The organism is Gayadomonas joobiniege G7 (assembly GCF_000300815.1).
GTDB classification, from domain to species: Bacteria; Pseudomonadota; Gammaproteobacteria; order Enterobacterales; family Alteromonadaceae; genus Catenovulum; species Catenovulum joobiniege.
The window spans coordinates 402,857-429,854 of record NZ_AMRX01000003.1 but is presented as its reverse complement, the minus strand read 5'-3'; the positions used below and the strand labels follow the sequence as shown (position 1 = coordinate 429,854).

The following is a 26,998-nucleotide window of genomic DNA, read 5'->3' as shown; positions in this document are numbered from 1 at the left end:
TTATTCATTATCGTCTTCTTCAGAAGCCGAATGTCCGGCTTCAATGATGACTTCGTCAACTCGCTGCAAACCTCGAGGTAGTTTGTTACCTCGACGACCTCTTTCACCTTGATAGTGCATCCAATCGCTTGGTTTAAGCGTCATTTTACGTTTCCCAGCGACTAATACTAAAGCATCATCAACTTTTAATAACGCAACATGGCGCATCAATTCTTCGCGGTTTTTTGCTCGCTGGGAGGAGATGCTAATAATTTTATTTCCTTTCCCTTTTGCCAATCTAGGTAAATCAGCCACAGGAAACAATAACATCCGCCCCTCGTTGGTAATAGCAACGATTAATTGCTCAGGATCGACTAGTCGCTGCGGTGCTAAAACATGTGCATTTGCGGGTAAGGTTAAAACGGCTTTACCGTTTTTATTTTTACTAACAAGGTCTGCGTATTTTACCACAAAACCGTAACCTGCATCTGAGGCAACTAAATAATGTTCATCTGGCTGGCCGCAAACCACGTGCTCGATTCTTTCTCCGGCAGCAATCGTAAAACGGCCAGATAAAGGTTCGCCCTGCCCGCGCGCGGATGGCAGAGTGTGGGTTTCGGTCGCAAATGCACGCCCGCTAGAGTCTAAAAATACACTGGTCAAGTTAGAACGGCCACGACTGGAGGCTAAATAACTGTCACCTGCTTTATAGTTCAAACCCATCACATCAACTTCGTGCCCCTTGGCACAGCGAACCCAGCCTTTTTCTGAGACCACGACAGTGACAGCTTCGCTCGGCACTAAATCTTTTTCACTTAATGCACGCGCCTCACCCCGCTCGACTACTGGAGAACGCCGCTCATCTCCGTATTTTTCAGCATCAGCTGTGAGCTCTTTTTTAACAAGCTTTTTAAGCTCATCTTGGCTACCTAAAATTGATTCAAGCCACTGGCGTTCTTTTTCGAGCTCGTCTTGCTCCGAACGAATTTTAATTTCCTCTAGTTTGGCTAACTGACGTAACTTAAGCTCTAAAATGGCTTCAGCTTGTTTATCAGAAAGCTCAAAACGAGACATTAATTCTTGTTTAGGCTTTTCCTCTGTTCGTATGATATGTATCACTTCGTCAATATTTAAAAAAGCGACTAACAAACCTTCTAAAATATGTAAACGTGCTAAAACTTTGTCAAGACGAAAGTTAAGACGTTTAGTCACAGTCGCTAACCTAAACTCAAGCCATTCAATTAAAATTTCTGCTAGCCCTTTTACCTGAGGCCGGTTATTGAGTCCCAGCATGTTGAGATTAACACGGTAATTTTTTTCTAAATCTGTGGTGGCAAATAAATGCTGCATCAGCATCTCAACATCCACTCGATTTGAGCGGGGAACTACCACTAAACGGATCGGGTTTTCATGATCCGACTCGTCTCGTAAATCCGCAACCATAGGTAATTTTTTTGCCTGCATTTGTGCGGCAATCTGCTCTAAAATTTTACCACTGGATGCCTGATGCGGCAGCGCTGTGATCACAATCTCGCCCTGCTCATCATGATAAACAGCGCGCATTTTTATCGAGCCCCGTCCTTGACTATAGATTTTTTTAATCTCTTCTCGAGGCGTAATAATTTCTGCTTCGGTCGGATAATCAGGCGCAGGTACAAAACTCATTAGTTTGTCTAGGCCGGCATTCGGGTGATCAAGTAGATATTTAGCCGCGCTCACCACTTCTCGTACATTATGCGGCGGAATATCGGTTGCCATACCCACGGCAATGCCAGTGACACCGTTTAATAAAATATGCGGTAAACGTGCTGGCAAATAAACAGGTTCTTTTAAGGTACCATCAAAATTAGGTCCCCAATCAACCGTTCCCATGCCTAACTCAGATAATAAAATTTCAGAAAACTTAGACAGTTTTGCTTCGGTATAACGCATCGCAGCAAAAGATTTAGGGTCGTCCGGTGCCCCCCAGTTGCCTTGCCCGTCGATTAACGGGTAACGGTACGAAAATGGCTGAGCCATTAATACCATAGCTTCATAACAGGCTGAATCACCATGTGGGTGAAACTTACCCAACACATCACCCACGGTCCGAGCTGATTTTTTATATTTAGCCAGAGCGGACAAACCCAACTCAGACATCGCATAAATGATCCGTCGCTGTACCGGCTTCAAACCGTCAGAGATATGGGGCAGCGCACGATCCATGATCACGTACATGGAATAGTTTAAATAAGCATCTTCGGTAAACTTGCGCATTGCAAGTTCTTCTATGCCTTCGTGGTTAATTTCACTCATCAGATTCAGTTTTTAATATGATTAAATAGTTGGTAAAAATTGGCAGTCGTAATTCGGCTTAATTCAGCTAAACTAATACCTTTTAAGTCAGCTACATATTGAGCGACTTCATGCACATAAGCGGGTTGATTTTGTTTACCTCGGTATGGTTTAGGTGCAAGCCACGGCGAGTCGGTTTCTACCAGTAAACGTTCAACCGGCAGGGCTTTAACTACCTCACGTAACTCACTTGCATTGCCAAAGGTCACTATACCTGAAATCGAAATATAAAAATTCAACTCGATCGCAGCTTTTGCCATCTCGAGTGATTCGGTAAAACAGTGTAAAACACCACCCGCTTTTTCCGCTTGATTGTTTTTTAAAATATCCAATGTATCTTGGCGTGCGTTACGGGTATGCACTATTAAAGGTTTATCTAATTCAACAGACAGTTGGCAATGCTGCTCAAAAGACTTTTGCTGCCAATCTTTGGTTTCTGCTGAATAATGATAATCTAAGCCTGTCTCACCAATAGCAACCACTTTAGCCTGGCTGGCAAGTTGGCGCAGCTGAGCATAGTCATATTCTGATTTGTACAACGGATGCACACCACAAGAAACAGATACGTCGTCAAATGGACTGACGGTGGCCGCCATCGACTCAAAACCATCTAAATCAACACAGACGCACAAAAAGTGTTCCACTTTTCGTGCTCTTGCTGAAGCCAAAATTTCATCTAACGTTAGGCCAGACTCAGATAATTTAATCCGATCGAGATGACAGTGCGAATCGACTAGCATAAAACTCCTAGTTACATAGTAAAAGTAGGTTCGTAAGAATTCATCATAGGACCTAATATGGTTTCAATACGTTCTTTTAGGCCATTATTTTCCGCACTGAATGCCACACCAACCCCTTGTGGTAAGTTTGAATGAGACGCTGCAGGGGTGATCCAACAAACCACACCAGAAACGACAACAGGTTCTACATTGCTCGGCAACATAACACTGAGCGTTAACTGAACGCCAATATCGTATTTGCGACTGGTTTTAACGTAAAGCCCACCATCCTTTGTAAAGGGTAAATAGCTTTTATATAGGGCTTGAACAGAATTATACTCAAGGATGATTTCTTCCATTTTCCTTAGCCTCGCAATAAATTGGACATTTCAACGCAAGCGGCTTGGAACAAAACTTTTTTGTTCACACCGCTATTTAAAACTTGCATTTTAACCTGAATCAAACTGTTTTGCATTGCACAGATTTTTAAACTAAGTGGCGTTTTAGGTTTGTTTTCTGCCTGTTTTTTTAACCATAGCTGTAATGCAGTAATTAACCAGTCTAACTGTTCATCAAATAAACTTTCATCAAAATGTGTTGCCAGCTGCAGCGGACCAATACGCCCAGATAAAAACGCTTTAAAGTCATTGAGTAGCTGATGTTTTTTATCGGCAGCTTGTTGTTCCAGCAGGGTCAGCGCTTGCAGCGGCGAAGCGGCAAACTCAGGATAGAGGCTAGAAAATTGCGTTTTATCTATGCCTTTGTCTTGCAACCAGTCATTCAAACTTTCAAGTGACGGTGGGGTCACTGAGTAAAGTTGACAACGACTTTTTATGGTTGCTAATAATCGTGCCGGCGCATCACTTGTTAATATAAAATACTTTTGTTGGCCCGGCTCTTCTAACGTTTTTAATAACGCATTGGCAGCAGATTCTGTCATTTTTTCACAGCGTTCAACAATAAATACTTGGGCACCACTTTGTTGAGATTTCTGTAACGCCGCAGCAACCAGTTGGCGAATTTGTGCCACCGAAATACTTGTATCAGAACGGATCTGTAAAAAATCTGGATGACTGTCGGCGTTTAATAACTGGCAGGACTTACATTCGCCACACGCCGCTGGCTGGGGCCGCGTGCATAACAATGCGTGAGCTAACCATACAGCCAATTGACCTTTAGCCAATTGTTTAACGCTTGAATGCAATAAAATAGCATGATGTAAATGGCCTCGCTGATACTGTCGTAACAGTTTATCAAACAAAGGCTCAAGCCAAGGAAAGCTCATAAGTACTTGCCCAACCTGTTGGAAAGTACTCGAATGATTGCCTGATGAACAGCAGCTATAGATTGCTCAGCATCAATGCATACTATACTTTCATCTTGTTCAGCAATCGCCAGATATTTGGCTCGAGTACGTTCAAAAAAATCTATCTGCTCTTGCTCTATTCTGTCAAGTTGGCCTCGTGCCGCCGCGCGTGATAAACCTGTTTTTGCAGTAACATCCAAATAAATCGTTAGATTAGGTGTAAAGTTTTTTAATACCAAGGCACGCAGACTATCTATCGTTGTATCAGCAATTTGTCGGCCTCCACCTTGATAGGCCCGTGAAGATAAATCATGGCGGTCTGCCAGCACCCATTGACCCGCAGCTAAAGCAGGTTTTATAACATTTTCTATTAACTGTGAACGACTGGCATACATTAATAAGAGTTCTGTTTCTATGGTGATTTTTTCTTCCACATCCGGACTTTTGACTAATGCACGTAATTGTTCTGCCAACCAAGTTCCGCCTGGCTCTCGGGTCTGCACAAAGTCAACCTGATGTTGTTGCAACCAGTTTTTAACCACATTTAAAGCAGTTGTTTTACCAGCGCCTTCAAGCCCTTCTATAACTATGAATTGAGCATTTTGCATAACTATTCTGTTCTATTAAGATAATTTCTGACCGCTTTATTATGATCGGCCAAACGTTTAGAAAACACGTGACCACCATCACCACTTGCCACAAAATACAAATATTCCGACTGCGCCGGCTCTATCGCCGCTTTAATCGCATTCTCGCCAGGCATAGCTATCGGTGTTGGTGGTAGCCCTTTTATATGGTATGTATTATAAGGGTTATTTTTATCGTTTAGATGGCTTCGTTTGATGTCACCGGCATACGAATCACCCAATCCATAAATAATAGTGGGATCTGTCTGTAAACGCATATTTTTTTGCAATCTGTTATAAAACACTGAAGCGACCAATGGCATCTCTTCGGTGACAGCAGTTTCTTTTTCTATGATAGACGCCAATATCAAAGTATCGTACCAGTTTAAAAATGGCGTGCCAGTTTCATAAACCTGCTCCTTAACTCGCTGCATCTGCTGATAGGCTTGGTAAATAATGTCAGTATCTTTACTGTCAGCAATAAAGTGATAGGTATCTGGAAACAAAAGTCCCTCGACACTTTTATAAGGGGCAATCAATTTATCCAGCCAGCGACTGTAGTCAGTTTGTTTAATATAAGGATGTGAGGTGAGTTGCCGTTGCCAATCTTTAAAGTGGCTGCCTTCTGTAAAGGTGATTTTAAACTGATGCTGATCGCCACGGACTAATTTTTCCAATACAGCAAAGCTGTCCATACCCGCGGTTAATTGGTATACGCCTGCTTTAATTTGAGCAAGCTCTGGGTCAATCCTAACTAATACCTTTAGTGCCCAACTATTATTCATTAAATTTTGCTCAGCAAGTTTAGCGACAGTGCGATAAAAACTTGTGCCTTGTTCTATTCGCACCAACTGGGCGTCTTTAACAACTGGCTGCTCTAAATGTTCAATGGCTTTTTCAAACTGCCAGTAAAATACCATTAAACTGATAAGCACCAAGCTAATGAATAGCAATAGAATTTTTTTAACCATAAACTAACTCTCTAAAGGCCTGGCTTTTAGCAACCGATAATAAACGATCATCAATTGATTTAACCGGCCGCACGCCAATTAAAGCATTTGTTAATACCGCCGCTTCTATCTTGCCTACATCTGCTTCACTAATATTACACACATCAATCGAATGGCGCGCGAGAATATGACTGCGGATAACGCCTGCCACGCCAGATCCTGTTAAATCAGGTGTGCACCAACGTCCGTTTAAAAAAACAAAAATGTTAGCCATACTGGTTTCAATTAAATGGCCACTGTAATTAAACACGAGCCCATCTGTTACATCCAAATCAGCTAATTCTTGTTTAATTAAAACTTGCTCCAAACGGTTGCAATGTTTTAATCCAGCCAAGAGTGGCTGTACCGATAACCGGGTTTTTAATGTCACCAATTCAGCTGGTGCAAGCTCTGAGGGGGGGTGAGCAGCCGGTACAATGTAGATATAACAAAGACTCAAAATTGAGTCAGGCACGGCATAACCTCGTTGACTTTCGCCTCGGGTCATCAGTATTTTTACCGTCGCGTTTGCATATTGTTCGGCAATATCTGTTATCTCAGCGGTGAGTTGCTGCGGGCAAAAGGCAGGAAAAGCGAGCTTTGAATTGGCGACTAACAAGCGCTCTAAATGGAGAGGCCAATGCTCAACTTTATGTTGTGTTATTTTTAGAGTGGTAAAGTGTGCATCTCCAAACTGAACAGCTCGGTTATACCCACTAACCTGCTTTGTGCCGGCTACCACTCTAATTAAGGCCATAAAACTCAATAGCCTAATTAATTAAACTTTGCGAAACAATAACGAACCGTTAGTGCCACCAAAGCCGAATGAGTTACATAAAGCATACTCAATATTTACTTGACGCGCTTCATGCGGAACATAATCAAGATCACAACCATCACTTGGGTTATCCAAATTTATGGTTGGTGGCACGCTTTGATCCTGCAGTGCTTTCACAGTCACAATTGCTTCAATTGCACCTGCAGCCCCTAACAAATGCCCTGTCATTGACTTAGTTGAACTCACCATTAGTTTTTTTGCATGGTCACCAAAGAGGTTTTTAACCGCGTTGGTTTCAGCCAGATCACCAACCGGAGTTGAAGTCCCATGGGCATTTAAATATCCCACTTGCTGTAAACTAATGTTGCCATCATTAATTGCATTCGCCATCGCAGCTTGTGCGCCAGCACCATCATCTGGAGGTGAGGTGATATGGTTAGCATCACCGCTCATACCAAAGCCAGTGAGTTCAGCATAAATTTTTGCACCACGCGCTTTTGCATGTTCATACTCTTCGAGCATCATCACACCAGCACCGTCCCCCATGACAAAACCATCTCTGTCTTTGTCCCAAGGTCGACTTGCAATTTCCGGTGCATCATTGCGAGTTGATAACGCACGCGCAGCAGCAAAACCACCTAACCCTAACGGGGTAGTCGCGGCTTCAGCCCCACCTGCTAAAATAGCATCGGCATCACCGTATGCAATCATACGAGCAGCATGGCCGATATTATGTACGCCTGTGGTACACGCGGTAGTAATTGCAATGTTTGGGCCTTTTAAACCAAACATGATCGACAAGTGGCCAGAAATCATATTAATGATTGTTGATGGCACAAAAAACGGTGACATCCGTTTTGGACCACTCGCTTGCAGCTTAGTGTGATTTTCTTCGATAAGTGAAAGACCACCAATACCAGATCCCACAGCCGCACCGATTCGGTGTGCGTTTTGTTCGGTAATTTCAAGGCCAGAATCTTTCATTGCCTGGATACCGGCTGCGACACCGTATTGGATGAAGGTATCCATTTTTTTGGCTTCTTTTTTTGGTAAGTAGTCTTCAAACTGAAAACCCTTAACCAATCCACTGATTCGAGTTGTAAAGCTGCTGACATCAAAGGTATCAATTAATTGGATACCGCTTTGACCGGCCAACAAAGCTTTCCATGAATCGTCTACTGAATTACCAACCGGAGATAACATCCCCATGCCGGTGACAACAACACGACGTTTAGACACTAGATTGCCCCCAAAAAGGAGTAATATTTGATAGGAAAAAGAAAGGCGGTTGGTTAACCGCCCTTTAGTACTTATTCTTTGTTAGCAACAACGTAGTCGATAGCTGCTTGAACAGTAGTGATCTTTTCTGCTTCTTCGTCAGGGATCTCAGTATCAAACTCTTCTTCAAGTGCCATAACTAACTCTACTGTGTCTAGAGAATCAGCGCCTAAATCATCAACAAAAGAAGCTTCATTAGTAATTTCTTCTTCTTTTACACCTAATTGTTCAACGATGATTTTGTAAACTCTTTCTTGAATGTTTGCGTTGCTCATAATTTTAACGTTCCTCAGATACTGCGCCGAATTGCGCATTTTTATCTAATAAATAATAAAAATTCGTTTGTTAAGCTTAGTGCTTATATTCAGGCTACTGGTCTAACCTGCAAGGTCGTAGCCTGTGCCAGACGCTTGGTAACCGAATGCGAGCGAATGATACCCGTTATCGGTCCAAGAATCTACCTTTAGGCCATATACATACCGCCATTAACATGCAAAGTTTCGCCTGTCATATAACTGGCTTCTGCTGCACATAAAAATAATACGGCCGCAGCAATCTCGTCTGGTTGCCCCAAACGACCTGCCGGTATCTGTGCAAAGATAGTCTTTTTCTGCTCTTCGCTCAACTCTTTTGTCATATCAGTGTCAATAAAACCAGGTGCAACCGAGTTAACCGTAATACCACGCGAAGCGACTTCTTTGGCTAACGCTTTAGTGAAACCAATTAAACCTGCTTTTGCTGCACAATAATTTGCTTGACCAGGGTTACCAGTAGAACCAACCACTGAGCCGATATTAACAATACGGCCTTTACGCTTTTTCATCATAGCGCGCAATACAGCTTTTGATAATTTAAAGACTGAGGTTAAATTCGTTTCGATAATATCTGACCACTCGTCTTCTTTCATTCGCATCATTAAGTTATCACGCGTGATACCAGCGTTATTAACTAAAATGTCTATATCACCATATTGGCTTTTGATATTTTCAAATAACGCAGCAATTGAGTCAGCGTCAGTTACATTTAAAACCATGCCCTGACCTGCATCACCTAAGTATTCTGAAATTGCTTGTGCACCTTTTTCTGAGGTCGCAGTACCCACAACTTTAGCACCATTGGCAACCAACTTAAGCGCAATAGCTTTACCAATACCACGACTTGCACCTGTAACCAGTGCAACTTGTCCATCTAATCCTGAGAACATATATCTACCCGTTTAAAAATGATTCTAATGATGCAGTATCATTTACTGCAACAGAGTTTAATGATTTATTTATCCGTTTAGTCAAACCTGTCAGTACTTTGCCCGGACCGACTTCTACTAATTGAGTTATCCCTTCGGCCGCTAATTTTTCAACAGTTTCAGTCCAGCGCACCGGGCAATAAAGCTGGCGAGTGAGCGCTTGTGCTATTTTTGCCGGGTCTGACTCTGCGCTCACATCTACATTATTCACAACCGCGATTTTAGGTTCTGTTAAGCTTAACTCAGAGAGCGCTGTTTGCAATTGTTCTGCAGCAGGCTGCATTAACTCACAGTGTGAGGGCACACTAACAGGTAATGGTAATGCTCGTTTTGCCCCTGCTTCTTTCGCCGCAGTGCAAGCACGATCAACTGCAGTTTTATGCCCGGCAATCACCACCTGACCTGGTGAGTTAAAGTTAACCGCAGCCACCACTTCATCACCTTTAGTTTGTTCACACACTTGACGAACTGCATCATCGGCCAAACCAATAATAGCGGCCATCGCACCAACACCTGCTGGCACTGCTTGTTGCATTAACTGGCCACGTAGTTGAACCAGCTTAACCGCATCACTAAATTGTAAAACACCGGCTGCCGTTAATGCGGAGTACTCACCCAAACTATGACCAGCCATCACTGTTGGGACAGCTGCACCCTGCTCTGTCAATAATCGATACAAAGCGGTACTCGCCGTTAACAAAGCTGGTTGAGTATGATGTGTTTGGTTAAGCTGCTCAGCTGGCCCTTGCAAAATTAATTGAGTCATATCATAACCAAGCGCGTCAGACGCTTCTTCAAAGGTTTCTCTCACTCTGGCGTAAGATTGATGCAATGACTCCAACATACCAACGGCTTGCGAACCCTGGCCCGGAAAAACATAAGCAATTGTTTGCGACATATAATTAGCTCTTTTTATTTTGTATAAATTAATATTTAATCAAAGCCGAAGCCCAAGTGAATCCACCACCAAAAGCTTCTAATAATAAAGTTTGTCCCCGTTGAATACGACCGTCACGAATAGCTTCATCCAATGCCGTGATCACAGAAGCAGCCGATGTATTTCCATGTTTATCTAGGGTTACTACCACATGATCCATACTCATATCTAGCTTACGCGCTGTAGCTTTAATAATTCGATAATTCGCCTGATGCGGCACTAACCAGTCAATTTGGCTTTTTTCTAATTGATTGGCTTTTAGCGTTTCTTCAACGATCTCGCTTAATTTGGTGACCGCAACTTTGAATACTTCATTCCCTTTCATATATCCATAAGCTTCATATACTGATGCTTCGATGCCTCGAGTTGGTAAGTCAGCACCCAGTAAGTCAGCGTAACGGCCATCGGCATGTAAATGAGTGGATAAAATACCGGTTTCTTCGTTAGCTTCTAAAATACAGGCACCGGCTGCATCCCCAAATAGCACTATCATGGTCCTATCGGTTGGATCTAATAAACGAGTCAGTGCATCTGTACCGACAACTAAAACGCGTTTAGCTGAACCTGCTTTAATAAATTGATCTGCGACACTAAGTGCGTAACAAAAACCCGCACACGCAGCAGCAATATCCATTGCCGGTACGCCCGGAAGTCCAAGTAAGTTTTGTATTTCACAGGCTGCGCTTGGCAAGGCCTTTTCCCAACTTGTTGTCGCACATAAAATTAAATCTATATCACTGGCTTGAATGTTGGCCGCAGCAATGGCTTTTTTGGCCGCTTCAAAACCCATAGTGGCAACATTTTCGTCTGGCCCAGCAATGCGGCGCTCATGAATACCTGTGCGCTCGACAATCCAGTCATGGCTTGTCTCAACCATTTTTTCTAAATCAGCATTGGTACGAACCTGCTGCGGAAAATAGCTACCGGTACCTGTTATTCTTGCATACATATTATTTTAAGACCTGTCTGTTAACGCCTGCTCTATCCGATCACCAATTTTAACCGGAACCTGATGGCGAATTTCATTAATCGCTTCCATTATCGCGTACTTAAATGCATCTTTACTGGCATTGCCATGGCTTTTAATAACAATGCCTCGCAGTCCCAACAAACTCGCACCATTGTATTGGTCCGGGTTCATTTGCCGATAAAACTTTTTGAATATGGGTAGCGCTAAAGCAGCTGCAGCTCGACTTAGCCAATTTTCTTTGACCAAATGAGTAATAGACTCAAGCACGGCTTTTGCTAACCCTTCACAGGATTTTAATGCAACATTTCCTGCAAAACCGTCACATACTATCACATCCGCTTTGCTGGTAAAAAAATCATTGCCTTCAACATAGCCAATGTAGTTTAACGAGGCGTCTGCTTTTAACAGTGAGGCGACTTTTTTTATTTTTGAACTACCTTTGATCTCTTCTTCACCAACATTCAATAAACCTATTCTAGGCTTTTCTAACGCTTCGCTTTCCGCCAGTACACTCCCCATGAGTGCAAACTGATGTAATATAGCCGCCTCGCTTTCAACATTTGCGCCCAAATCTAGCACGTAAGTTTTGTGACCTTTACCACTTGGAAAAGCGGTGACTAACGCGGGTCGTTTAATGCCTGGAAGCATTTTTAATACATAATAAGCCATGCTTAACAGCGCACCAGTATTGCCCGCACTAACACAAGCTTGAGCGGTTTCTTGCTGCACTAAATCAAGCGCAATACGCATTGATGATTCTGCTTTGTATCGCAGTGCTTGAGACGGCTTTTCACTCATAGAAACGACTTGACTACAGTGTTTTACTTCTAAACGCGCACGAGTATGAGCAGAAATATTTTTCAGTAGAGGGGTAATTTGGTATTTATCGCCACAGAGGATAAATTTTAATTGCGGTACTTCAGCAAGCACTTCGAGTGCGGCTGGAATGGTGACAGGAGGCCCATGATCGCCTCCCATCGCATCTAACGCTATGGTTAGATTCGTCAAAGCTGCCTCTTATGCAGAAACTACTTTTTTGCCTTTATAATAGCCATCAGCAGTCACATGGTGGCGACGGTGTGTCTCACCAGAAGTACTGTCGATAGACAGGCTTGAAGCAGTAAGCGCATCATGAGAGCGACGCATATCACGCTTTGAACGAGATTTTTTGTTCTGTTGAACAGCCATTACTCATCTCCTGTTATTTGGAATTCTTTAAACTTTTCAATACATCAAACGGATTTGCTGGTTTTTCACTGGCTGCTGGATCCAGCTGACCCCAGCTCATGTCTTGTTGTTTGATCGCACATTCTTCTACATTATGTTTAGGAACCAAAGGAATTGCTAACAATAATTCATCTTCAATTAAAGCTCGCAAGTCAATTTGACCATATTCATTAACTTCAACTAAACCATACTCAGAAGGTACTAGATCTTCTTCTAATCTGGCTGTTTTAGGTGTAAAAGTTGCAGACAATGCCAATTTAATCGGCATCGCTTCTGCGCAGCGCTGACAAGTCACTTCGACATCCGCCTCAGCACTGATGAGCATAACTGGCAAGCCTTGCTCATCATAGGCACATCTGAGCAGCACACTAACCTCCCCCTGATCAGAGACGATAGCATCACTCAAACGTTTTAAATTCCCCAGCGGATAAAACCCATCATAATCGGAGCGTTTTTGCGCACTTTTTACTGGATCTATCTCAACCGGCATTTTTACCTTTTGCATAGGGCGCGGATATTAACCATCTGCTCTTGCTTAGTCAATTGAAAAGCGGAAAAATAAGCAAACATTTTTCAAAAAAGAGTATTTAATGATAAATCAAGCAAAAAATCAAAGCGACTTTAAACTCGTTTTAGCCTCGACTTCTGTTTTCCGCAAACAAGTATTGGATAAACTAGGGCTACCATTTACAACCTGCAAACCACAAACAGATGAAACCGTCTTACCAAATGAGCCGCCCGATGAGTTAGTTCAAAGACTGGCCGCGGCAAAAGCGCAAGCCGGCGCCAGATTGCACTCAGCTGCGTATGTCATAGGATCTGATCAGGTTGCTTGGCATAACGGTGAAATTTTAGGCAAACCACACAATACAGACAATGCGCTAAAACAACTGCGTAAACTCAGTGGTCATAGCGTCACTTTTTATACTGGTTTATCTGTGATATCCCCTCAAGGCGAACAAAAAACCCTTTGTGAACCATTTACCGTACATTTTAGACAGCTAAGCGATGAAGAAATACTCGCTTACCTAGCAAAAGAGCAACCGTTTAACTGTGCCGGTAGTTTCAAAAGCGAAGCACTTGGCATCACATTATTTAATCAGCTCGAAGGAAAAGACCCAAATACCCTAATTGGACTCCCACTCATTAGTTTGTGCGAAATTTTACGCGAGTTTGGTGTCAATCCTCTGCTTGAGTCAAGCTTAACTGCTGAATCACACTCGTAAGTTGCGACAGGCTGTCGACAATGGCGATTGGCTGATAAGCAGCCAATCGTTCAGCTGAATCTGCGCCCATAGTCACAGCCACTGACATCATTCCAGCAGCTTGAGCCATTTTTAAATCATGGACTGAATCACCAACCATGATCGCCGTTTCAACGGGGACATTAAACTTTTTTAATAACAGGGTTAACATCAATGGATCTGGTTTTGAACGGCTTTCATCTGCGCATATACTAGCATCAAAAAAATCATTGAGCCCAACCGAAGCCATTGCACGCGATAAACCCGCCCGTGCTTTACCAGTTGCCACAGCAAGCAAATAACCTTGTTCTCTCAACTGTTGCAAACAGGCTTTTGCATCGGCAAAAAGCGGTGTTGGGGTTGGGTTTAACTCAATATACTCTTCCCGGTATAATTCAATTAAATGGTTAATTGTTGGTTCATCGGCGGTTGGAAACACAATCGCAAGAGCTTTATTTAAACTCAAACCGATAACTGAACTGGCTAACGCCTCGCTAGGAACAGCCAAACCCGCTTTGCGCGCCGCATTCTGTATTGAAGATACGATGCGATCAATCGAGTCCATTAGGGTGCCATCCCAATCAAAAATGATCAGTTTTTTATTTTTTGGCATTTTGTAACTGCTCCAAAGCTAATTGCAAACTTTTTTCAAGCGGTGCTTCAATGCGAATGGTGGTTTTTTCTTTCGGATGCAAAAAACTAATAGATGCAGCATGTAAAAATAAACGTTTAATACCGTAAGTTTTCATCCTTTTATCAAATTCTGCTTCACCGTATTTGTCATCCAGCGCAATCGGGAACCCACTCGCCGCTGCATGCACACGGATTTGGTGGGTTCGCCCGGTCACCGGAAAAGCTTCCACTAAACTGGCCCTATCAAACTTATTTAAAACCCGAAAACGAGTTTCGCTGGCTTTTCCTAGCTCAGCGTCTACCCGCACCACACGTTCACCTGAACTTAAAGTATTTTTATGTAACGGCTTTTGCACTTTTTTTAAAGCGTCAGGCCAAACACCACTGACCAATGCCCAATACCTTTTATCAACCTGTTTGTCTCGTAACTGCTGATGCAAAGCCCGTAGCGCCGAACGTTTTTTGCTGATGACCAAACAACCAGAAGTATCCCTGTCTAATCTATGGACCAACTCTAACTGCTTTAAATGCGGGTATAACTGGCGGATGGCCTCTATTGCGCCAAAGTTTAATCCCGAACCACCATGCACTGCCAAACCAGAAGGCTTATTGATAACCAACAGATGACTGTCTTCGTACAAAATAGAACTTTTTATACGCTCAACTAAGTTGTCACTGATTTTGATGGGTTGATCAGGTTTCGCTTCTAAACGAATTGGCGGGATCCGTAAAACATCACCCTCTTGTAATTTATAAACTGGTTTGACCCGCTTTTTGTTTACCCGAACTTCTCCTTTTCTTAAAATTCGGTAGATTAATGTTGTGGGCACACCTTTGAGCTCTCGCTTGAGCCAATTGTCTATTCTTTGACCAGAATTATCCTGATCTACCTCAAAATAGCTAACTGACTTTAGGTCATCTTTATTCATGAATAAATATCTTTGCTTAATTGCGAATTTAGATTGCCGCTATGGCAACTGCTTTGCTATATTTTCACTGATGGCAGAAATGATTGCCAGAAAATTATATAATGCGCGCTGATGCGCAACTGAATTTAAAGAACCCTGACTGTGTAAGAGTTCACTGTGCTGCACAGATATACCATATTTATTTGGTGTACTGCTACGCATTTTAAAACCAAACGAAGTGAGTAATTTTTCGCCAACGTTTTAAACACAGCACCAACAGCAGAGTTCCTTAGTCGTTAATTAATGAATATTAGAAACGCTAAAATTCTCTGAATTGAAAGCCTGAGATTATCCGTAATTTGTTGCAAGATAACAAGTTACAACTACAACCGATAATAGATATCAAGAAGACCAGTGAAACAATCAAACAAAGATGCTGGTTGTAGTGATTTATACCCACAGAGACTCGTGAGAGTCACTGAACAACAGCCCTTTACAATTTAGGTTTTGGCGTTTCATATGTGGTGAAAATAAAAATATGAAACGTATGTTAATCAATGCAACTCAGGAAGAAGAGTTGCGCGTTGCCCTGGTTGATGGGCAAAGACTGTATGATTTGGATATCGAAAGTCATGGTCATGAGCAGAAAAAAGCCAATATCTACAAAGGTAAAATCACCCGTGTAGAACCTAGCTTAGAAGCTGCATTTGTCGATTATGGTGCAGAGCGCCACGGCTTCTTGCCGTTGAAAGAGATTGCTCGCACCTACTTCCCCGAAGGTTATAGCTTTAATGGCCGCCCTAACATCAAAGATGTGATTGAAGAAGGCCAAGAAGTTATTGTGCAAATTGATAAAGAAGAACGCGGCCAAAAAGGGGCAGCGTTAACCACTTTTATCAGTTTAGCGGGTAGTTATTTAGTCTTAATGCCAAATAACCCACGCGCAGGTGGTATCTCGCGCCGCATCGAAGGTGATGAACGCACCGAATTAAAAGAAGCGTTAAATAAACTTTCATTGCCCCAAGGCATGGGATTAATCGTCCGTACTGCAGGCGTTGGCAAAGCATTCGAAGAGCTTGAATGGGATTTAAACGTATTGCTTAAACATTGGCAATCTATCCAGCAAGCTGCTGCGCAAAAAGCGGCTCCGTTTTTGATTCATCAAGAAAGTAACGTCATCGTTCGTGCGATCCGTGACTATTTGCGTCGAGACATTGGTGAAATATTAATCGACCATCCAAAAACTTTTGAACAAGCAAAAGCACATATTTCCTTGGTTCGCCCTGATTTTGTTAACCGTGTAAAGCTTTATCAAGGTGACGAGCCGTTGTTCAACCATTTTCAAATTGAAAGCCAAATCGAATCGGCTTTTAAGCGTGAAGTGCGTTTACCCTCTGGCGGTTCTATTGTAATCGACCAGACCGAAGCGTTAACGTCGATCGACATCAACTCATCAAAAGCCACTAAAGGCGGTGATATCGAAGAAACCGCACTAAATACTAATCTAGAAGCTGCAGATGAAATTGCACGCCAACTAAGATTGCGTGATTTAGGTGGCCTGGTTGTTATTGACTTTATTGATATGACGCCAGCGCGCAACCAACGTGAAGTTGAAAATCGGTTACGAGATGCAGTACGCACCGACCGAGCTCGCATTCAACTGGCCCGTATCTCTCGTTTTGGTCTATTAGAAATGAGCCGTCAGCGTTTACGCCCATCATTAGGTGAGAGCTCAAGTTTAGCCTGCCCAAGATGTCAGGGGACAGGGGTGGTTCGTTCAACAGAATCATTAGCTTTGTCTGTTCTGCGCATTCTTGAAGAAGAAGCAATCAAAGAAAACACAGTACAGGTACAAGCACAATTACCGGTTGAAGCCGCCACTTATTTATTGAATGAAAAACGGGGTGCAGTGCGTTTTATCGAAAAAAGCCACGAGGTTCGAGTGGTCGTCGTGCCAAACCCACATTTAGAAACGCCCAACTTTGAAGTTGCTCGCATAAAAGCAGAAGAAAACGGCAGTGACATCAGCTACAAACTGATCTCTAAACCAGAAGAAGATTTTACGATCCCAATTTCTCCATCTATTACCAAGGTTGAGAAAAAAGAAGAGCCGGCATTAAAAGGTTTTGCAGCACCAGAAACGCCGGCACCAGTCGCTGAAGTCAAACCAACCCCTACGCCACAGGGAGCGACAAATAACCCTAGTAAACAAAACACTGGGATTTTTGGTCGTTTAGTAAGTTGGTTTAAACGGTTATTTGCCACTCCCGAAAGTGAGCAGCCAGCCCCTCAAGAGGCTAAACCTGACTCGCGAGCAAATAAAAAACCAAACCAGCAAAACCGTCGACCAAACAAAAAACGTCGTCCGAATAATGCCGAAAAAGCAAAACCGGAAAATAAAGCTAAAGGTCAAGAAGAAGCGGCTAAAAATGCTAAAGCGAAAACTGAACAGCCTAAAAAGCGTAAACCTGCTAGCGAGAAAAAAACGCAAGAGCGTCGGGCTCGCAGAAACTTGCGCAAGTCAGTACGTATCAAACAAGATAATACTGAGTTAAAAGCAGCCCCGCAGGCAGTCGAAAAACAGTCTGATACGGCTGTTATTCATGAACCTAACACTGAAGCCAACAGTCAGGTAATTAAAGCGGCAGCAGCGGACAATGAATCCTCGTCAACAACGCCTGTTGAAACGTCTAATTCAGTGTACGCAAGCAGTCTTGACGCGCCAGCGGAGCGCTCAAGCAAAATTGCTGAGTCAGATGAGCAATCAACGGCAGAACAAGCGGAAGCGCAACTAACAGATGGCCAAAACGAGCGCGAAAATAAACCGCGTAATCGTCGCGGTACTCGTCACCTGCGTGGCAATAGTCAGCGCAGACGTCGCAATCAACAAGAGACGAATAACGACCAAAATCAGGCAAATAACGATAAGTATGATAAATATTATCAGAAAAAATCAGAGACTGACGGTGTCAGTCAAGATCCTGTGATCAGCCGTTATCCGGATGATGGTGACGCTGAATCGACCATTAGCGAGCAAGTTACTGCGAGTGAAGCTAAGCCAGAGGCGAGTAATGACGCAGCAAATACTATAGTTAAGCAACCGCAAGCTGATATTCAAAAATCAAATATACAAGCGACAAGTGAGCCGGAAGTCAATGCTCAGGAAACCAGTGTTCCACAGCAAGAAACTCAATTAGAGGTGGCCCAAGAGCCTGTTTCTGAGAGCCTAGTTGCACGCGAAGCCAGCCAAAGTGCATCAATCACAGAAGAGGCAGCGCAACAAACGAGTCAGGAAGACTCAGCGGAGCCGACAGTCAATGAAACAAATGCAGGCGATGCAGAGTCATCTGAGCAAGCCAGCGAGCAGCAGCTTCAATCAGCCACCGCAGCTGAGGAGTCACTAGCCGAAAATGAAAGTGTCGAAAAGGAAAGCACCGACAAAACGCCTGTGGCAGTTCAAACAAACGCTAGCTCTCAAGCAAATGCTCAACAAGCTCAAGCAAGCCAAAACGACGATGCAATTGCTGAAAATACCGCTGAGTCATCGACAACCTGCGAAGTTGACACCCGTATAGATGCAACTGTGGATAGTAAATCGCAAGCTGAAACATCCACTGAGGCGACAGCTAGCCTAGAAGCGACTAACGTTTCGCAAGCGAGCTCAGAGGCGGTAAGTAGTGAAGAAGCTGTTCAAGCTGAGCAACCAGTGACGGCAGATTCAGCGCCAGCATCAACCGATGAAACCAGTGCTCAGGCTCAGCAAGAAGACGCAACCACCAGCAAAAAGAAAGCAATTGCACGCGCTAAATTTGGACATGCTTCTTCGCCGATGGCAAAAACACATCCGGAAGCGGTAGACTCGAGCCGAGTTTTACCAACAGCCAGTATTCCGGCAAGCGAACGCCATGCACCTGCAACTTCAGGTCGTGCGGGGGGGTCTCAGTCAGCCTCTGCTAAGAGTGCGGCACCAGCGACACAAACTCGGCCATAAAAAAATAAGTAACAGTGTCTCTACGCTGTTACTTTTTTTGCCACAATGAGATGATCAGCTCAGCCTCAGCTCGGCTGATCTCACACTCGTCGATGAGTTCTTGAATGTCAGCGCCTTTTTGTGCCAGTTTATTAGCTCGGTTATATAATTTAGCGGCGGGATCTTGCAATGAAATATCAGCCAAGCTTTGCTTAAGCTGCTGATATTTTTGTTCATTCCGGGTCAGGTGCTGCTCAATAAGGCTTATCTTTTTACCTAAACCCAAGCTGCTTTGCACCGCCTCAGAGGCTGTTTGTTGCAATAACAGCTGCTCTTGTTTAAGTGTTCTTAGCTGCGCCTGATAGTCTTGCAGCTGCTCATTCAGACGCTGAATTTTGCGATATAAAAGCCAGCCAATCAGCAGTGCTAAAACGGCTAACAAGGCTGATGCAAGAAGGCTAAATAAAGTCATTTATAAGGTGCTCAAATCATCCCATTCATCATCGGTTAACAGTTTGTTCAGATCGACTAAAATCAATAGCTCACCATCTCTATTTGATACGCCCTGAATAAACTTCGCACTTTCTTCTGTCCCTACGTTGGGCGCACTATCAATTTCTGATGATTTTAAATAAACCACCTCAGCCACTGAATCCACTAAAATGCCGACCACTTGCTTGTCCGCTTCAATAATCACAATACGCGAGTTGTCTGTCACTTCGTTCGGCATCAAACCAAAACGCGTCCGTGTGTCAATCACAGTCACCACATTACCACGCAAGTTAACGATGCCAATCACATAATCTGGTGCTCCCGGTACTGGGGCTATTTCTGAATAGCGCAACACCTCTTGAACTTGCATGACATTAATACCATAGGTTTCTTCATCTAACTTAAAAGTCACCCACTGCAAAACGGCATCATTATCGCCACTATCTACCACATTCTGACGTTCGGTCTGGTTCATTTTATTATACTCCGCTGTTATTCTTTTCGCTGCGACTATTAAAGCCTTTATCCAACAGTAAAATCAACTCATCTACTGACAATAATGCACACATTTTATCGCGCACTAACCCACCTAACCATCTACGTTTGCTTTGTTCGCCGCTCCACTTCACATCATCAGGTTGTAAAGTCACAGTCGCCACCAAGGTTTCACACGCCAATCCCCATTGGCTGTCACCCAGCATAATTAAATATTTATACTCTAATTCGGCGGCGGTCTCTGTGTTAAATTTTTCAGGCATCACCCAGAGTGCTGTATCGACCACGTTCAGTTTTTCTGCTTTATTTAACATAACGCCTTTAAACCAATCCGGTTTACCAAATAAAGAAGAGGTCGGCTGCAAATTGTGAATACCGCCTAACTCAATCAGCGGCACAGCCAATGTGAGCCCAGCAACTTCAAAAAATAACGCTTGAAAGGCGGTTTCTGGGCGCTTAGATTTAGGTGTTTTAAGTGCCTCTACTGACTTTGATGCAAACGACTCGGCCGGCTGCGTTTTTTCTGGCTCAACTGGTTTTGTTTTTAGTTGTTCGCTGGGAGCGGTTTCAACAGCCCACTTTTCTTTAACGTCTTGTTCATCCTGAATATTTTTTTCGGCTAGACTAGCTTGTTGTAATAATTTGTTTAATTCGACTTGCCGAGATTCTACCAATTGAGATTGGAGAGGGGCTTCGTCCGCCGCTTTTTTATTTTGCTCAAGCGCCTGATTTGGCTCTGCAGACTCGTGTAACAGACCATCAAAATAGTCTTGTATAAGCGACTCATTTGCTAAACCTTTTTTGCTCATAATTAGCCTATTTAATTAAAGTTTTAAGCAATGCCGAATACGCCAACACACCACGGGTTTTTCCCGCATATACCGACGGAAAAGCTTGTTGGATACTGGCATCTCTAAACTTAGTATCCACGGGGATCACATTTGACCAAACCGCACTATTGTATTGCTTTTTTAACGATTTAAACGCATCTAGCGATGCGCGCGTTCGTTTATCAAACATAGTCGGCACTATCGTATAAGCAAATTCACGGTTTTGCGACTGCGACATTAACTTTAAGGTTTGCACCATTCGCTCTAGCCCTTTTAGCGCTAAAAACTCGGTTTGCACCGGCACTAATACACGCTGACAAGCCGCTAATGCATTCACCATTAAAACCCCGAGTACCGGTGGGCAATCTATTAATGCATAATCATAATCAGAGGTTAAGCGGCTGAGTGCTTTTTTTAGGACCAACCCCATGCCACCTTGTTGGCCAAACCGCCTGTCTAACGTTGCTAGCGCCATAGTTGCGGGTAAGATATCTACATTCGCATGACTGGTGGGCGATAAAAGTTGCATCAATTGGTGGCTGTCTAAAGTGTCTCGGGCAATAAAAAGGTCAAATAGGCTGTGCTCTAATGACTCTGAGTCAATACCAAAATAATAAGTCATAGACGCATGGGGATCTGTATCTATTAATAATACACGCTTACCTCGTTGGGCCAACAGCCCTGCGAGGCTAACACTGGTTGTTGTTTTGCCGACCCCACCTTTTTGATTGGCTATCGTCCATACTTGCACCCGAGCCCCCCTAGTCGTAAAAGGCTTGCATGATTCGATCTGCCATTCGATTTAATGGCACTGTTTCTTTGGCTATTCCGGCGCTGACAACCGCTTGTGGCATGCCATAAACGACACACGAGGCTTGATCTTGCGCTAATACTTCGGCTCCTTGCGATTTTAACATTCGGCATCCTTCACGACCGTCAGCCCCCATCCCAGTTAGGATCACAGCTAAAACTTGTTTCTGGAAGGTTTTTGCGGCTGTCGCAAAGGTTACATCAACACTGGGTTTGTAGGTCAAACGTTCACTCTGATCATCACGAATAATGAGTTTAACTTGAGCACTGCCACCATCAAGCAGCATTTGTTTACCACCTGGTGCTAAATAGGCACAGCCCGGCCGTAAAATATCGCCGTTTTCAGCTTCTTTCACTTGGATTAAACACTGACTGTTTAAGCGAGCAGCAAATGCACCAGTAAATGCAGCCGGCATATGTTGTACCAGAATAATAGGTGCAGGAAAATTGGCTGGCAGTGCTTTTAAAATGGCTTGCAATGCCACAGGCCCACCTGTTGACGTTCCAATGGCCAACAATCTGGCACGCTGTGATTTAATTCGCTTGGGTAAAAATGCTGGGCTAACACTATCTGGTTTAACTTCGCTGCTGCGTGTGGGCGAAATACTGGCAGTTTTTGCTGGTGACATACGCCGGTTGGCAATGTGCCGGATGCGAGTGGTCAATAAGGTTTTGGCTTCTTCTCGATCACGTGCAATATCTTCAAATTTTTTCGGTAAAAAATCCAAAGCCCCTGCCTCTAACGCGTCTAAGGTCGCTCGTGCGCCGTCATGAGTCAGTGACGAAAACATTAAAATAGGGGTGGGACAACGCTGCATAATGCGGCGAACAGCAGAAATGCCATCAAGTACTGGCATTTCGACATCCATAGTGATGACGTCAGGCTTTAAGCTCAATGCTTTTTCTATCGCTTGCTGCCCATTATTTGCAGTGTCTATCACCTCTAAGCGAGGGTCCGAATTGATAATCTCACTCACCCTGCGACGGAAAAAGCTCGAATCGTCAACCACGAGTACGCGTTTTCGCATTTATCGTTTCTCAGCGTTTAGCATATTTTTTCAACAAACCCGGAACATCTAAAATCAGGGCTATCCCACCATCACTGGTAATAGTTGCACCGGCCATCCCAGGGGTTCCTTGTAATAAGGCATCTAATGGTTTAATGACAACTTCTTCTTGACCGACTAAGGCGTCAACAACAAACCCGATTTGTTTGTTAGTACTTAGCTGAATCACCACTAAATGACCATTATTTCTGCCACATCTTTTACTTTCATTACTTGGGCGAGTTAACCAATCTTGCAGATAAAAGATTGGTATCGCTTTATTTCGAACTATCATAGTCAGCTGGCCATCAACAGTATTCGACTTTTTCAAATCCAAATTGATGATCTCATTCACACCCGTTAACGGTAGTGCAAAAGTTTGCCCAGAGACAATCACCATTAAAGTAGGTAAAATCGCTAATGTTAAAGGCACTTTGATCGATAATTCAGTGCCTACACCTTTTTCAGAGTGGATCACCACAGAACCATTTAACTGGTTAATTTTAGTTTTCACCACATCCATGCCAACACCTCGACCTGAGATATCAGAAATCTGCTCTTTCGTTGAAAAGCCAGGTGCAAATATTAAATTATAGGCCTCACTATCCAGCATGCGAGCCGCTGAGTCCACATCTAAGATGCCGTTTTTGATAGCTTTTTCTTTAAGCTTTTCTGGATCCATACCTGCACCATCATCTTTAATGGTTAATAAGATATGATCGCCTTCTTGAGCAGCGGATAAAGTCACTTTACCACATCTGGGTTTACCTGCAGCTTCCCGTACGTCGGGCATTTCAATACCATGGTCAACTGAATTACGTACGAGGTGAACCAAGGGGTCAGCCAGTGCCTCTACTAAATTTTTATCTAAATCAGTTTCTTCCCCAACCATTTCTAATGAAATTTCTTTATTGAGCGAACGCGCCAGATCTCTGACCACGCGAGGGAAACGACCAAATACCTTTTTGATAGGCTGCATGCGAGTTTTCATCACAGCCCCTTGCAGATCCCCTGTCACCACATCCAGATTGGCTATCGCTTTCGACATTTCTTCGTCACTGACATTGCCACCCAAACTTAATAAGCGGTTGCGTACTAATACCAACTCACCCACCATGTTCATTATCTGATCAAGACGTTTGGTATCAACTCTCAGGGTAGTTTCTGCCGCAGCGGTGGCTGGCTTTTTCTTATCCGCATTCGGCATGGGTTTGCGCTGCGGTGCCGCTGGCGTATTCACTGCTTGGCTTGGTCCTTTATCCGCCCTGTCAGCAGAACTTACAGCTGAATCTGGCGTCGGACTAACATTGATTTTTTGTTCATTTGCAGGCGGGGTTGCTTTGTCTGTAGGGCTTGTTTTACCAATAAGTGCCCCAGGTGCCTGTCCTTTTCCATGTAACTCATCCAACAAAGCTTCAAATTCGTCGTCACTGATTTCATCTTTATCATTGACTGATTCGCTCACCGTCAATGCTGGGTTATTTTCAGCATTCGGCTTTGCGGTCGATTTGTCCTCTGGACTCGCGTCAGGCGTCGCTTTAAACTGACCTTTACCATGAATCTCGTCTAATAAAGCTTCAAATTCATCATCACTGATTTCATCACTGCTGTTATTGGCTGAGCCACTCGCTATTGAAGCTGTGGCTGGCTTCTCCGCTGCTGTATGAGTGGCTGGTGCAGACGTGCCCGCTGTTGGTGATTTGCCTGGCCCTTGATTTACACCATGCAGCTGATCTAATAATCGTTCAAATTCTTCATCGGTAATTTCATCAATACTGGCATCGCCCACGTCTTCGATCTCGGCAGCTTGAGCTGGTTTTGCGATCGCAGTGTGATTGGTCGTCGCAGGGTTTTCAACTTGTCGACTCTCAGCCTGTGGCTGGGCACCTTCAGGCTCGCTTAGTTGATGCAATGCGTGCAGTAATTCAGCATCCGCTGGGTCAGGTTCTTCACGATTTTGAATTTGTGCAAACATCACGTTAATAGTATCTAACGCGAGTAAAATCACGTCCATTAATTCGGCGGTGACTTGACGCTGTCCTTTACGCAATATATCAAAAACATTTTCGGCACCGTGACAGGCGTCAACAAGCGGGGTCATGGCTAAAAAACCAGCACCGCCTTTAACCGTGTGAAAACCGCGAAATATAGCATTTAATAAATCAGTATCTTGTGGATTATTTTCTAACTCTACAAGTTGTTCCGACAACTGTTCTAAGATTTCAGCCGCTTCAACTAAAAAATCTTGTAATATATCTTCATCTACTTCGAAGCTCATTCAAGCGGCCCTCTGCTAAAATCCTAAACTAGATAATAAATCGTCGACTTCATCTTGATTACTCACCGCATCCAGTGTTTTAGTATGATCTATAACTGGGCCTTGAGGGCCTGTCTGCGATTTTTGGCTAACTGGTCGGGCGTCATCGTCGGCGGCATATGCTTTTAACAAAGCTACCAGGTTGTCTTCAACTTCTTTAACTAAACTGATCACCTTGGTCAATACTTGACCGGTTAAATCTTGAAAGTCCTGTGCCATTAAAACATCATTCAAGCGGTTTTGTAAATTTTTTGATCCAGCTTCAGATTCGTATAATAGGTGGTTAAGACTGTGACATAACACTTTGAATTCAGATAACTCAATCTGTCGAGTCATTAATTTATCCCAAGTTGGGATTAGATCTTTAATGTTTTTATTCAGTTGTTGGGCAATCGGCAGGCTTTCTTCAACCGCATCCATTGTTTTATTGGCTGCGGCTTCGGTGGTTTTAATTACGTACTCTAAGCGACTACGAGCATCGGGTATTTCTGCTTTCGCCAGATCAATTAAACGTTCATCGATCTGAAAATCTCCCATAGCATCATGTAGTTGGCGGGTCAGTTTTCCCACTTCGTCAATTAAATCTGCATTAGCAGATTGCGAAGCTTGCACAAAAATCTGGTTAGCGCTTTGGTTGTCTCCTTGCTCCAGACATTCAACAAGTCTGCGCGCATCAGCAAGGCTTATCATAGGTACGTTCGACTGCAAGAGTTATCTCCCGAACATAAATCAGGCTAAGCGCTCAAAGATTTTGTCCAATTTTTCTTTTAACGTTGCGGCGGTAAAAGGTTTAACAATATACCCATTTACACCAGCCTGAGCGGCTGCAATAATTTGTTCTTTTTTAGCTTCTGCAGTCACCATTAATACTGGAATATGTTTTAATTTTTCATCTGCACGGATCGCTCTCAATAAATCAATTCCTTGCATCCCTGGCATATTCCAATCGGTCACAACAAAGTCAAAATCCCCGCCTTGCAGCATAGGTAGTGCCGTGGCGCCATCATCCGCTTCGGATACATTAGTAAATCCGAGATCTCTTAGCAGGTTTTTAATTATTCGCCTCATTGTTGAAAAATCATCAACAACAAGAACTTTCATATTTTTATCCAAAGTTTCCTCCGCACTACTAGGGAAATGGTATTAAATTTCGGTCCAGCTTCGCATTCTGGCTTTTAATCTGTGCATCGCCTGACTGTGAATCTGACTAACACGAGATTCACTCACACTCAAGACTGCACCTATCTCTTTTAAATTTAGTTCTTCATCATAATACAAAGACAAGACTAAAGCTTCTTTTTCAGGCAAGGTTTCTATCGTTTTTGCCAAAGCTTGATGAAACGCGCTTTCGGCAACATCATCAAAAGGCGCATTTTGCTCATCATCATCTTGTTGGCCAATAACATCTTCTGTTACCCCAAGATCTTCAATACCTATGATTTTACCACTGTTTACATCATTTAGAATATGATGATATTCATCAAGCGAAATATCAAGTTTTTCAGCCACTTCTGAATCTTTGGCGTGTCGCCCCGTCGCTTTTTCTACTGCAGCCACTGCATCAGAAATTAATCGGCTATTTTTATGTACCGAACGCGGAGCCCAATCGCACCGGCGAATTTCATCTAACATGGCGCCGCGTATTCGGATCCCCGCAAAGGTTTCAAAACTGGCACCTTTGCTACCATCAAAGTTATTCGATGCTTCTAACAAGCCGATTAAACCTGCTTGAATTAAATCATCCACCTGCACACTGGCAGGCAACCTCGCCATCATATGATGTGCTATGCGTTTAACCAAAGCCAGGTGCATTTCAACCAAAGCTTGTTTATGGTCGGTCGTTTGATAGGCAGCCACTTTATTCACA

General features: G+C 43.4%; 28 protein-coding genes. 2 read left to right on the top strand and 26 right to left on the bottom strand.

From position 1 onward, the window contains the following. The 15 genes from parC to yceD form a co-directional block, all read right to left on the bottom strand. Complete coding sequence (gene parC / locus C727_RS0106085) at nt 1-2,274, bottom strand: DNA topoisomerase IV subunit A (protein WP_017444739.1); 2,274 nt, start codon at nt 2,272-2,274, stop codon at nt 1-3. A gap of 5 nt (nt 2,275-2,279) precedes the next feature. Then, the gene (locus C727_RS0106080) at nt 2,280-3,053 is read right to left on the bottom strand and encodes a TatD family hydrolase (protein ID WP_017444738.1); all 774 of its coding nucleotides are present in this window, start codon (nt 3,051-3,053) and stop codon (nt 2,280-2,282) included. Nucleotides 3,054-3,064: 11 nt separating this feature from the next. Beyond that, nucleotides 3,065-3,391, bottom strand: coding sequence for a PilZ domain-containing protein (locus C727_RS0106075; RefSeq protein ID WP_017444737.1), 327 nt, complete (start codon nt 3,389-3,391; stop codon nt 3,065-3,067). A gap of 5 nt (nt 3,392-3,396) precedes the next feature. Further along, a complete protein-coding gene (gene holB, locus C727_RS0106070) occupies nt 3,397-4,317 on the bottom strand; it encodes a DNA polymerase III subunit delta' (RefSeq protein WP_017444736.1) in 921 nt (306 codons plus the stop codon). Next, the gene (tmk, locus tag C727_RS0106065) at nt 4,314-4,946 is read right to left on the bottom strand and encodes a dTMP kinase (RefSeq protein ID WP_017444735.1); all 633 of its coding nucleotides are present in this window, start codon (nt 4,944-4,946) and stop codon (nt 4,314-4,316) included. The genes holB and tmk overlap by 4 nt, the downstream gene beginning before the upstream one ends. Before the next feature lie 2 nt (nt 4,947-4,948). Next, nucleotides 4,949-5,935 carry an endolytic transglycosylase MltG gene (gene mltG, locus C727_RS0106060; protein WP_017444734.1) on the bottom strand — a complete coding sequence of 329 codons (987 nt, stop codon included), beginning with the start codon at nt 5,933-5,935 and terminating at the stop codon, nt 4,949-4,951. Further along, the gene (pabC, locus tag C727_RS19000) at nt 5,928-6,710 is read right to left on the bottom strand and encodes an aminodeoxychorismate lyase (RefSeq protein WP_017444733.1); all 783 of its coding nucleotides are present in this window, start codon (nt 6,708-6,710) and stop codon (nt 5,928-5,930) included. The genes mltG and pabC overlap by 8 nt, the downstream gene beginning before the upstream one ends. 21 nt (nt 6,711-6,731) lie before the next feature. Next, nucleotides 6,732-7,970 (bottom strand): beta-ketoacyl-ACP synthase II, encoded by a 1,239-nt coding sequence (gene fabF, locus C727_RS0106050; protein ID WP_017444732.1) that lies wholly within the window; start codon nt 7,968-7,970, stop codon nt 6,732-6,734. A 71-nt stretch (nt 7,971-8,041) separates the two neighbouring features. Continuing rightward, the gene (acpP, locus tag C727_RS0106045) at nt 8,042-8,284 is read right to left on the bottom strand and encodes an acyl carrier protein (RefSeq protein WP_017444731.1); all 243 of its coding nucleotides are present in this window, start codon (nt 8,282-8,284) and stop codon (nt 8,042-8,044) included. Nucleotides 8,285-8,472: 188 nt separating this feature from the next. Continuing rightward, nucleotides 8,473-9,213: a 3-oxoacyl-ACP reductase FabG gene (gene fabG / locus C727_RS0106040; RefSeq protein WP_017444730.1), complete on the bottom strand. Its 741-nt coding sequence runs from the start codon at nt 9,211-9,213 to the stop codon at nt 8,473-8,475. 4 nt (nt 9,214-9,217) lie between these two features. Further along, nucleotides 9,218-10,150: an ACP S-malonyltransferase gene (fabD, locus tag C727_RS0106035; RefSeq protein ID WP_017444729.1), complete on the bottom strand. Its 933-nt coding sequence runs from the start codon at nt 10,148-10,150 to the stop codon at nt 9,218-9,220. A 28-nt stretch (nt 10,151-10,178) separates the two neighbouring features. Further along, a complete protein-coding gene (locus C727_RS0106030) occupies nt 10,179-11,138 on the bottom strand; it encodes a beta-ketoacyl-ACP synthase III (protein WP_017444728.1) in 960 nt (319 codons plus the stop codon). Between the two features lie 6 nt (nt 11,139-11,144). Next, the gene (gene plsX, locus C727_RS0106025) at nt 11,145-12,167 is read right to left on the bottom strand and encodes a phosphate acyltransferase PlsX (RefSeq protein WP_026052586.1); all 1,023 of its coding nucleotides are present in this window, start codon (nt 12,165-12,167) and stop codon (nt 11,145-11,147) included. A 9-nt stretch (nt 12,168-12,176) separates the two neighbouring features. Further along, nucleotides 12,177-12,347 carry a 50S ribosomal protein L32 gene (gene rpmF, locus C727_RS0106020; RefSeq protein ID WP_017444726.1) on the bottom strand — a complete coding sequence of 57 codons (171 nt, stop codon included), beginning with the start codon at nt 12,345-12,347 and terminating at the stop codon, nt 12,177-12,179. Between the two features lie 13 nt (nt 12,348-12,360). Next, nucleotides 12,361-12,891 carry a 23S rRNA accumulation protein YceD gene (yceD, locus tag C727_RS0106015; RefSeq protein WP_017444725.1) on the bottom strand — a complete coding sequence of 177 codons (531 nt, stop codon included), beginning with the start codon at nt 12,889-12,891 and terminating at the stop codon, nt 12,361-12,363. Between the two features lie 85 nt (nt 12,892-12,976). Between yceD and C727_RS0106010 the strand changes: the two genes are divergently transcribed. Continuing rightward, nucleotides 12,977-13,612, top strand: coding sequence for a Maf family protein (locus tag C727_RS0106010; RefSeq protein WP_017444724.1), 636 nt, complete (start codon nt 12,977-12,979; stop codon nt 13,610-13,612). Here the strand turns inward: C727_RS0106010 and C727_RS0106005 are convergent. Beyond that, nucleotides 13,566-14,243, bottom strand: coding sequence for an HAD family hydrolase (locus C727_RS0106005; RefSeq protein ID WP_017444723.1), 678 nt, complete (start codon nt 14,241-14,243; stop codon nt 13,566-13,568). The genes C727_RS0106010 and C727_RS0106005 overlap by 47 nt on opposite strands. Next, nucleotides 14,230-15,192 carry a 23S rRNA pseudouridine(955/2504/2580) synthase RluC gene (gene rluC, locus C727_RS0106000; protein ID WP_017444722.1) on the bottom strand — a complete coding sequence of 321 codons (963 nt, stop codon included), beginning with the start codon at nt 15,190-15,192 and terminating at the stop codon, nt 14,230-14,232. The genes C727_RS0106005 and rluC overlap by 14 nt, the downstream gene beginning before the upstream one ends. A gap of 517 nt (nt 15,193-15,709) precedes the next feature. Between rluC and rne the strand changes: the two genes are divergently transcribed. Next, on the top strand, nt 15,710-19,162 hold the full coding sequence (gene rne, locus C727_RS0105990) for a ribonuclease E (RefSeq protein WP_017444720.1): 3,453 nt from the start codon (nt 15,710-15,712) through the stop codon (nt 19,160-19,162). Nucleotides 19,163-19,190: 28 nt separating this feature from the next. Here the strand turns inward: rne and C727_RS0105985 are convergent, their stop codons facing one another. The 9 genes from C727_RS0105985 to C727_RS0105945 are packed head-to-tail and all read right to left on the bottom strand — an operon-like array spanning nt 19,191 to nt 26,997. Beyond that, nucleotides 19,191-19,613 carry a DUF2802 domain-containing protein gene (locus tag C727_RS0105985; RefSeq protein ID WP_017444719.1) on the bottom strand — a complete coding sequence of 141 codons (423 nt, stop codon included), beginning with the start codon at nt 19,611-19,613 and terminating at the stop codon, nt 19,191-19,193. After that, on the bottom strand, nt 19,614-20,108 hold the full coding sequence (locus tag C727_RS0105980; protein WP_017444718.1) for a chemotaxis protein CheW: 495 nt from the start codon (nt 20,106-20,108) through the stop codon (nt 19,614-19,616). It abuts the gene before it with no gap. A 4-nt stretch (nt 20,109-20,112) separates the two neighbouring features. Continuing rightward, complete coding sequence (locus C727_RS0105975) at nt 20,113-20,937, bottom strand: chemotaxis protein CheW (protein ID WP_017444717.1); 825 nt, start codon at nt 20,935-20,937, stop codon at nt 20,113-20,115. Nucleotides 20,938-20,944: 7 nt separating this feature from the next. Then, complete coding sequence (locus tag C727_RS0105970; protein WP_017444716.1) at nt 20,945-21,709, bottom strand: ParA family protein; 765 nt, start codon at nt 21,707-21,709, stop codon at nt 20,945-20,947. A gap of 10 nt (nt 21,710-21,719) precedes the next feature. Further along, nucleotides 21,720-22,796: a protein-glutamate methylesterase/protein-glutamine glutaminase gene (locus C727_RS0105965; protein ID WP_026052585.1), complete on the bottom strand. Its 1,077-nt coding sequence runs from the start codon at nt 22,794-22,796 to the stop codon at nt 21,720-21,722. A gap of 10 nt (nt 22,797-22,806) precedes the next feature. Continuing rightward, on the bottom strand, nt 22,807-25,092 hold the full coding sequence (locus C727_RS0105960; RefSeq protein ID WP_017444714.1) for a chemotaxis protein CheA: 2,286 nt from the start codon (nt 25,090-25,092) through the stop codon (nt 22,807-22,809). Between the two features lie 15 nt (nt 25,093-25,107). Continuing rightward, complete coding sequence (locus C727_RS0105955; RefSeq protein ID WP_017444713.1) at nt 25,108-25,821, bottom strand: protein phosphatase CheZ; 714 nt, start codon at nt 25,819-25,821, stop codon at nt 25,108-25,110. 39 nt (nt 25,822-25,860) lie between these two features. Next, nucleotides 25,861-26,244: a chemotaxis response regulator CheY gene (cheY, locus tag C727_RS0105950; RefSeq protein ID WP_026052583.1), complete on the bottom strand. Its 384-nt coding sequence runs from the start codon at nt 26,242-26,244 to the stop codon at nt 25,861-25,863. 30 nt (nt 26,245-26,274) lie between these two features. Continuing rightward, entirely contained in the window at nt 26,275-26,997 is a 723-nt protein-coding gene (locus C727_RS0105945) for an RNA polymerase sigma factor FliA (RefSeq protein ID WP_017444711.1), read from the bottom strand. Between the last annotated feature and the right edge of the window lies 1 nt (nt 26,998).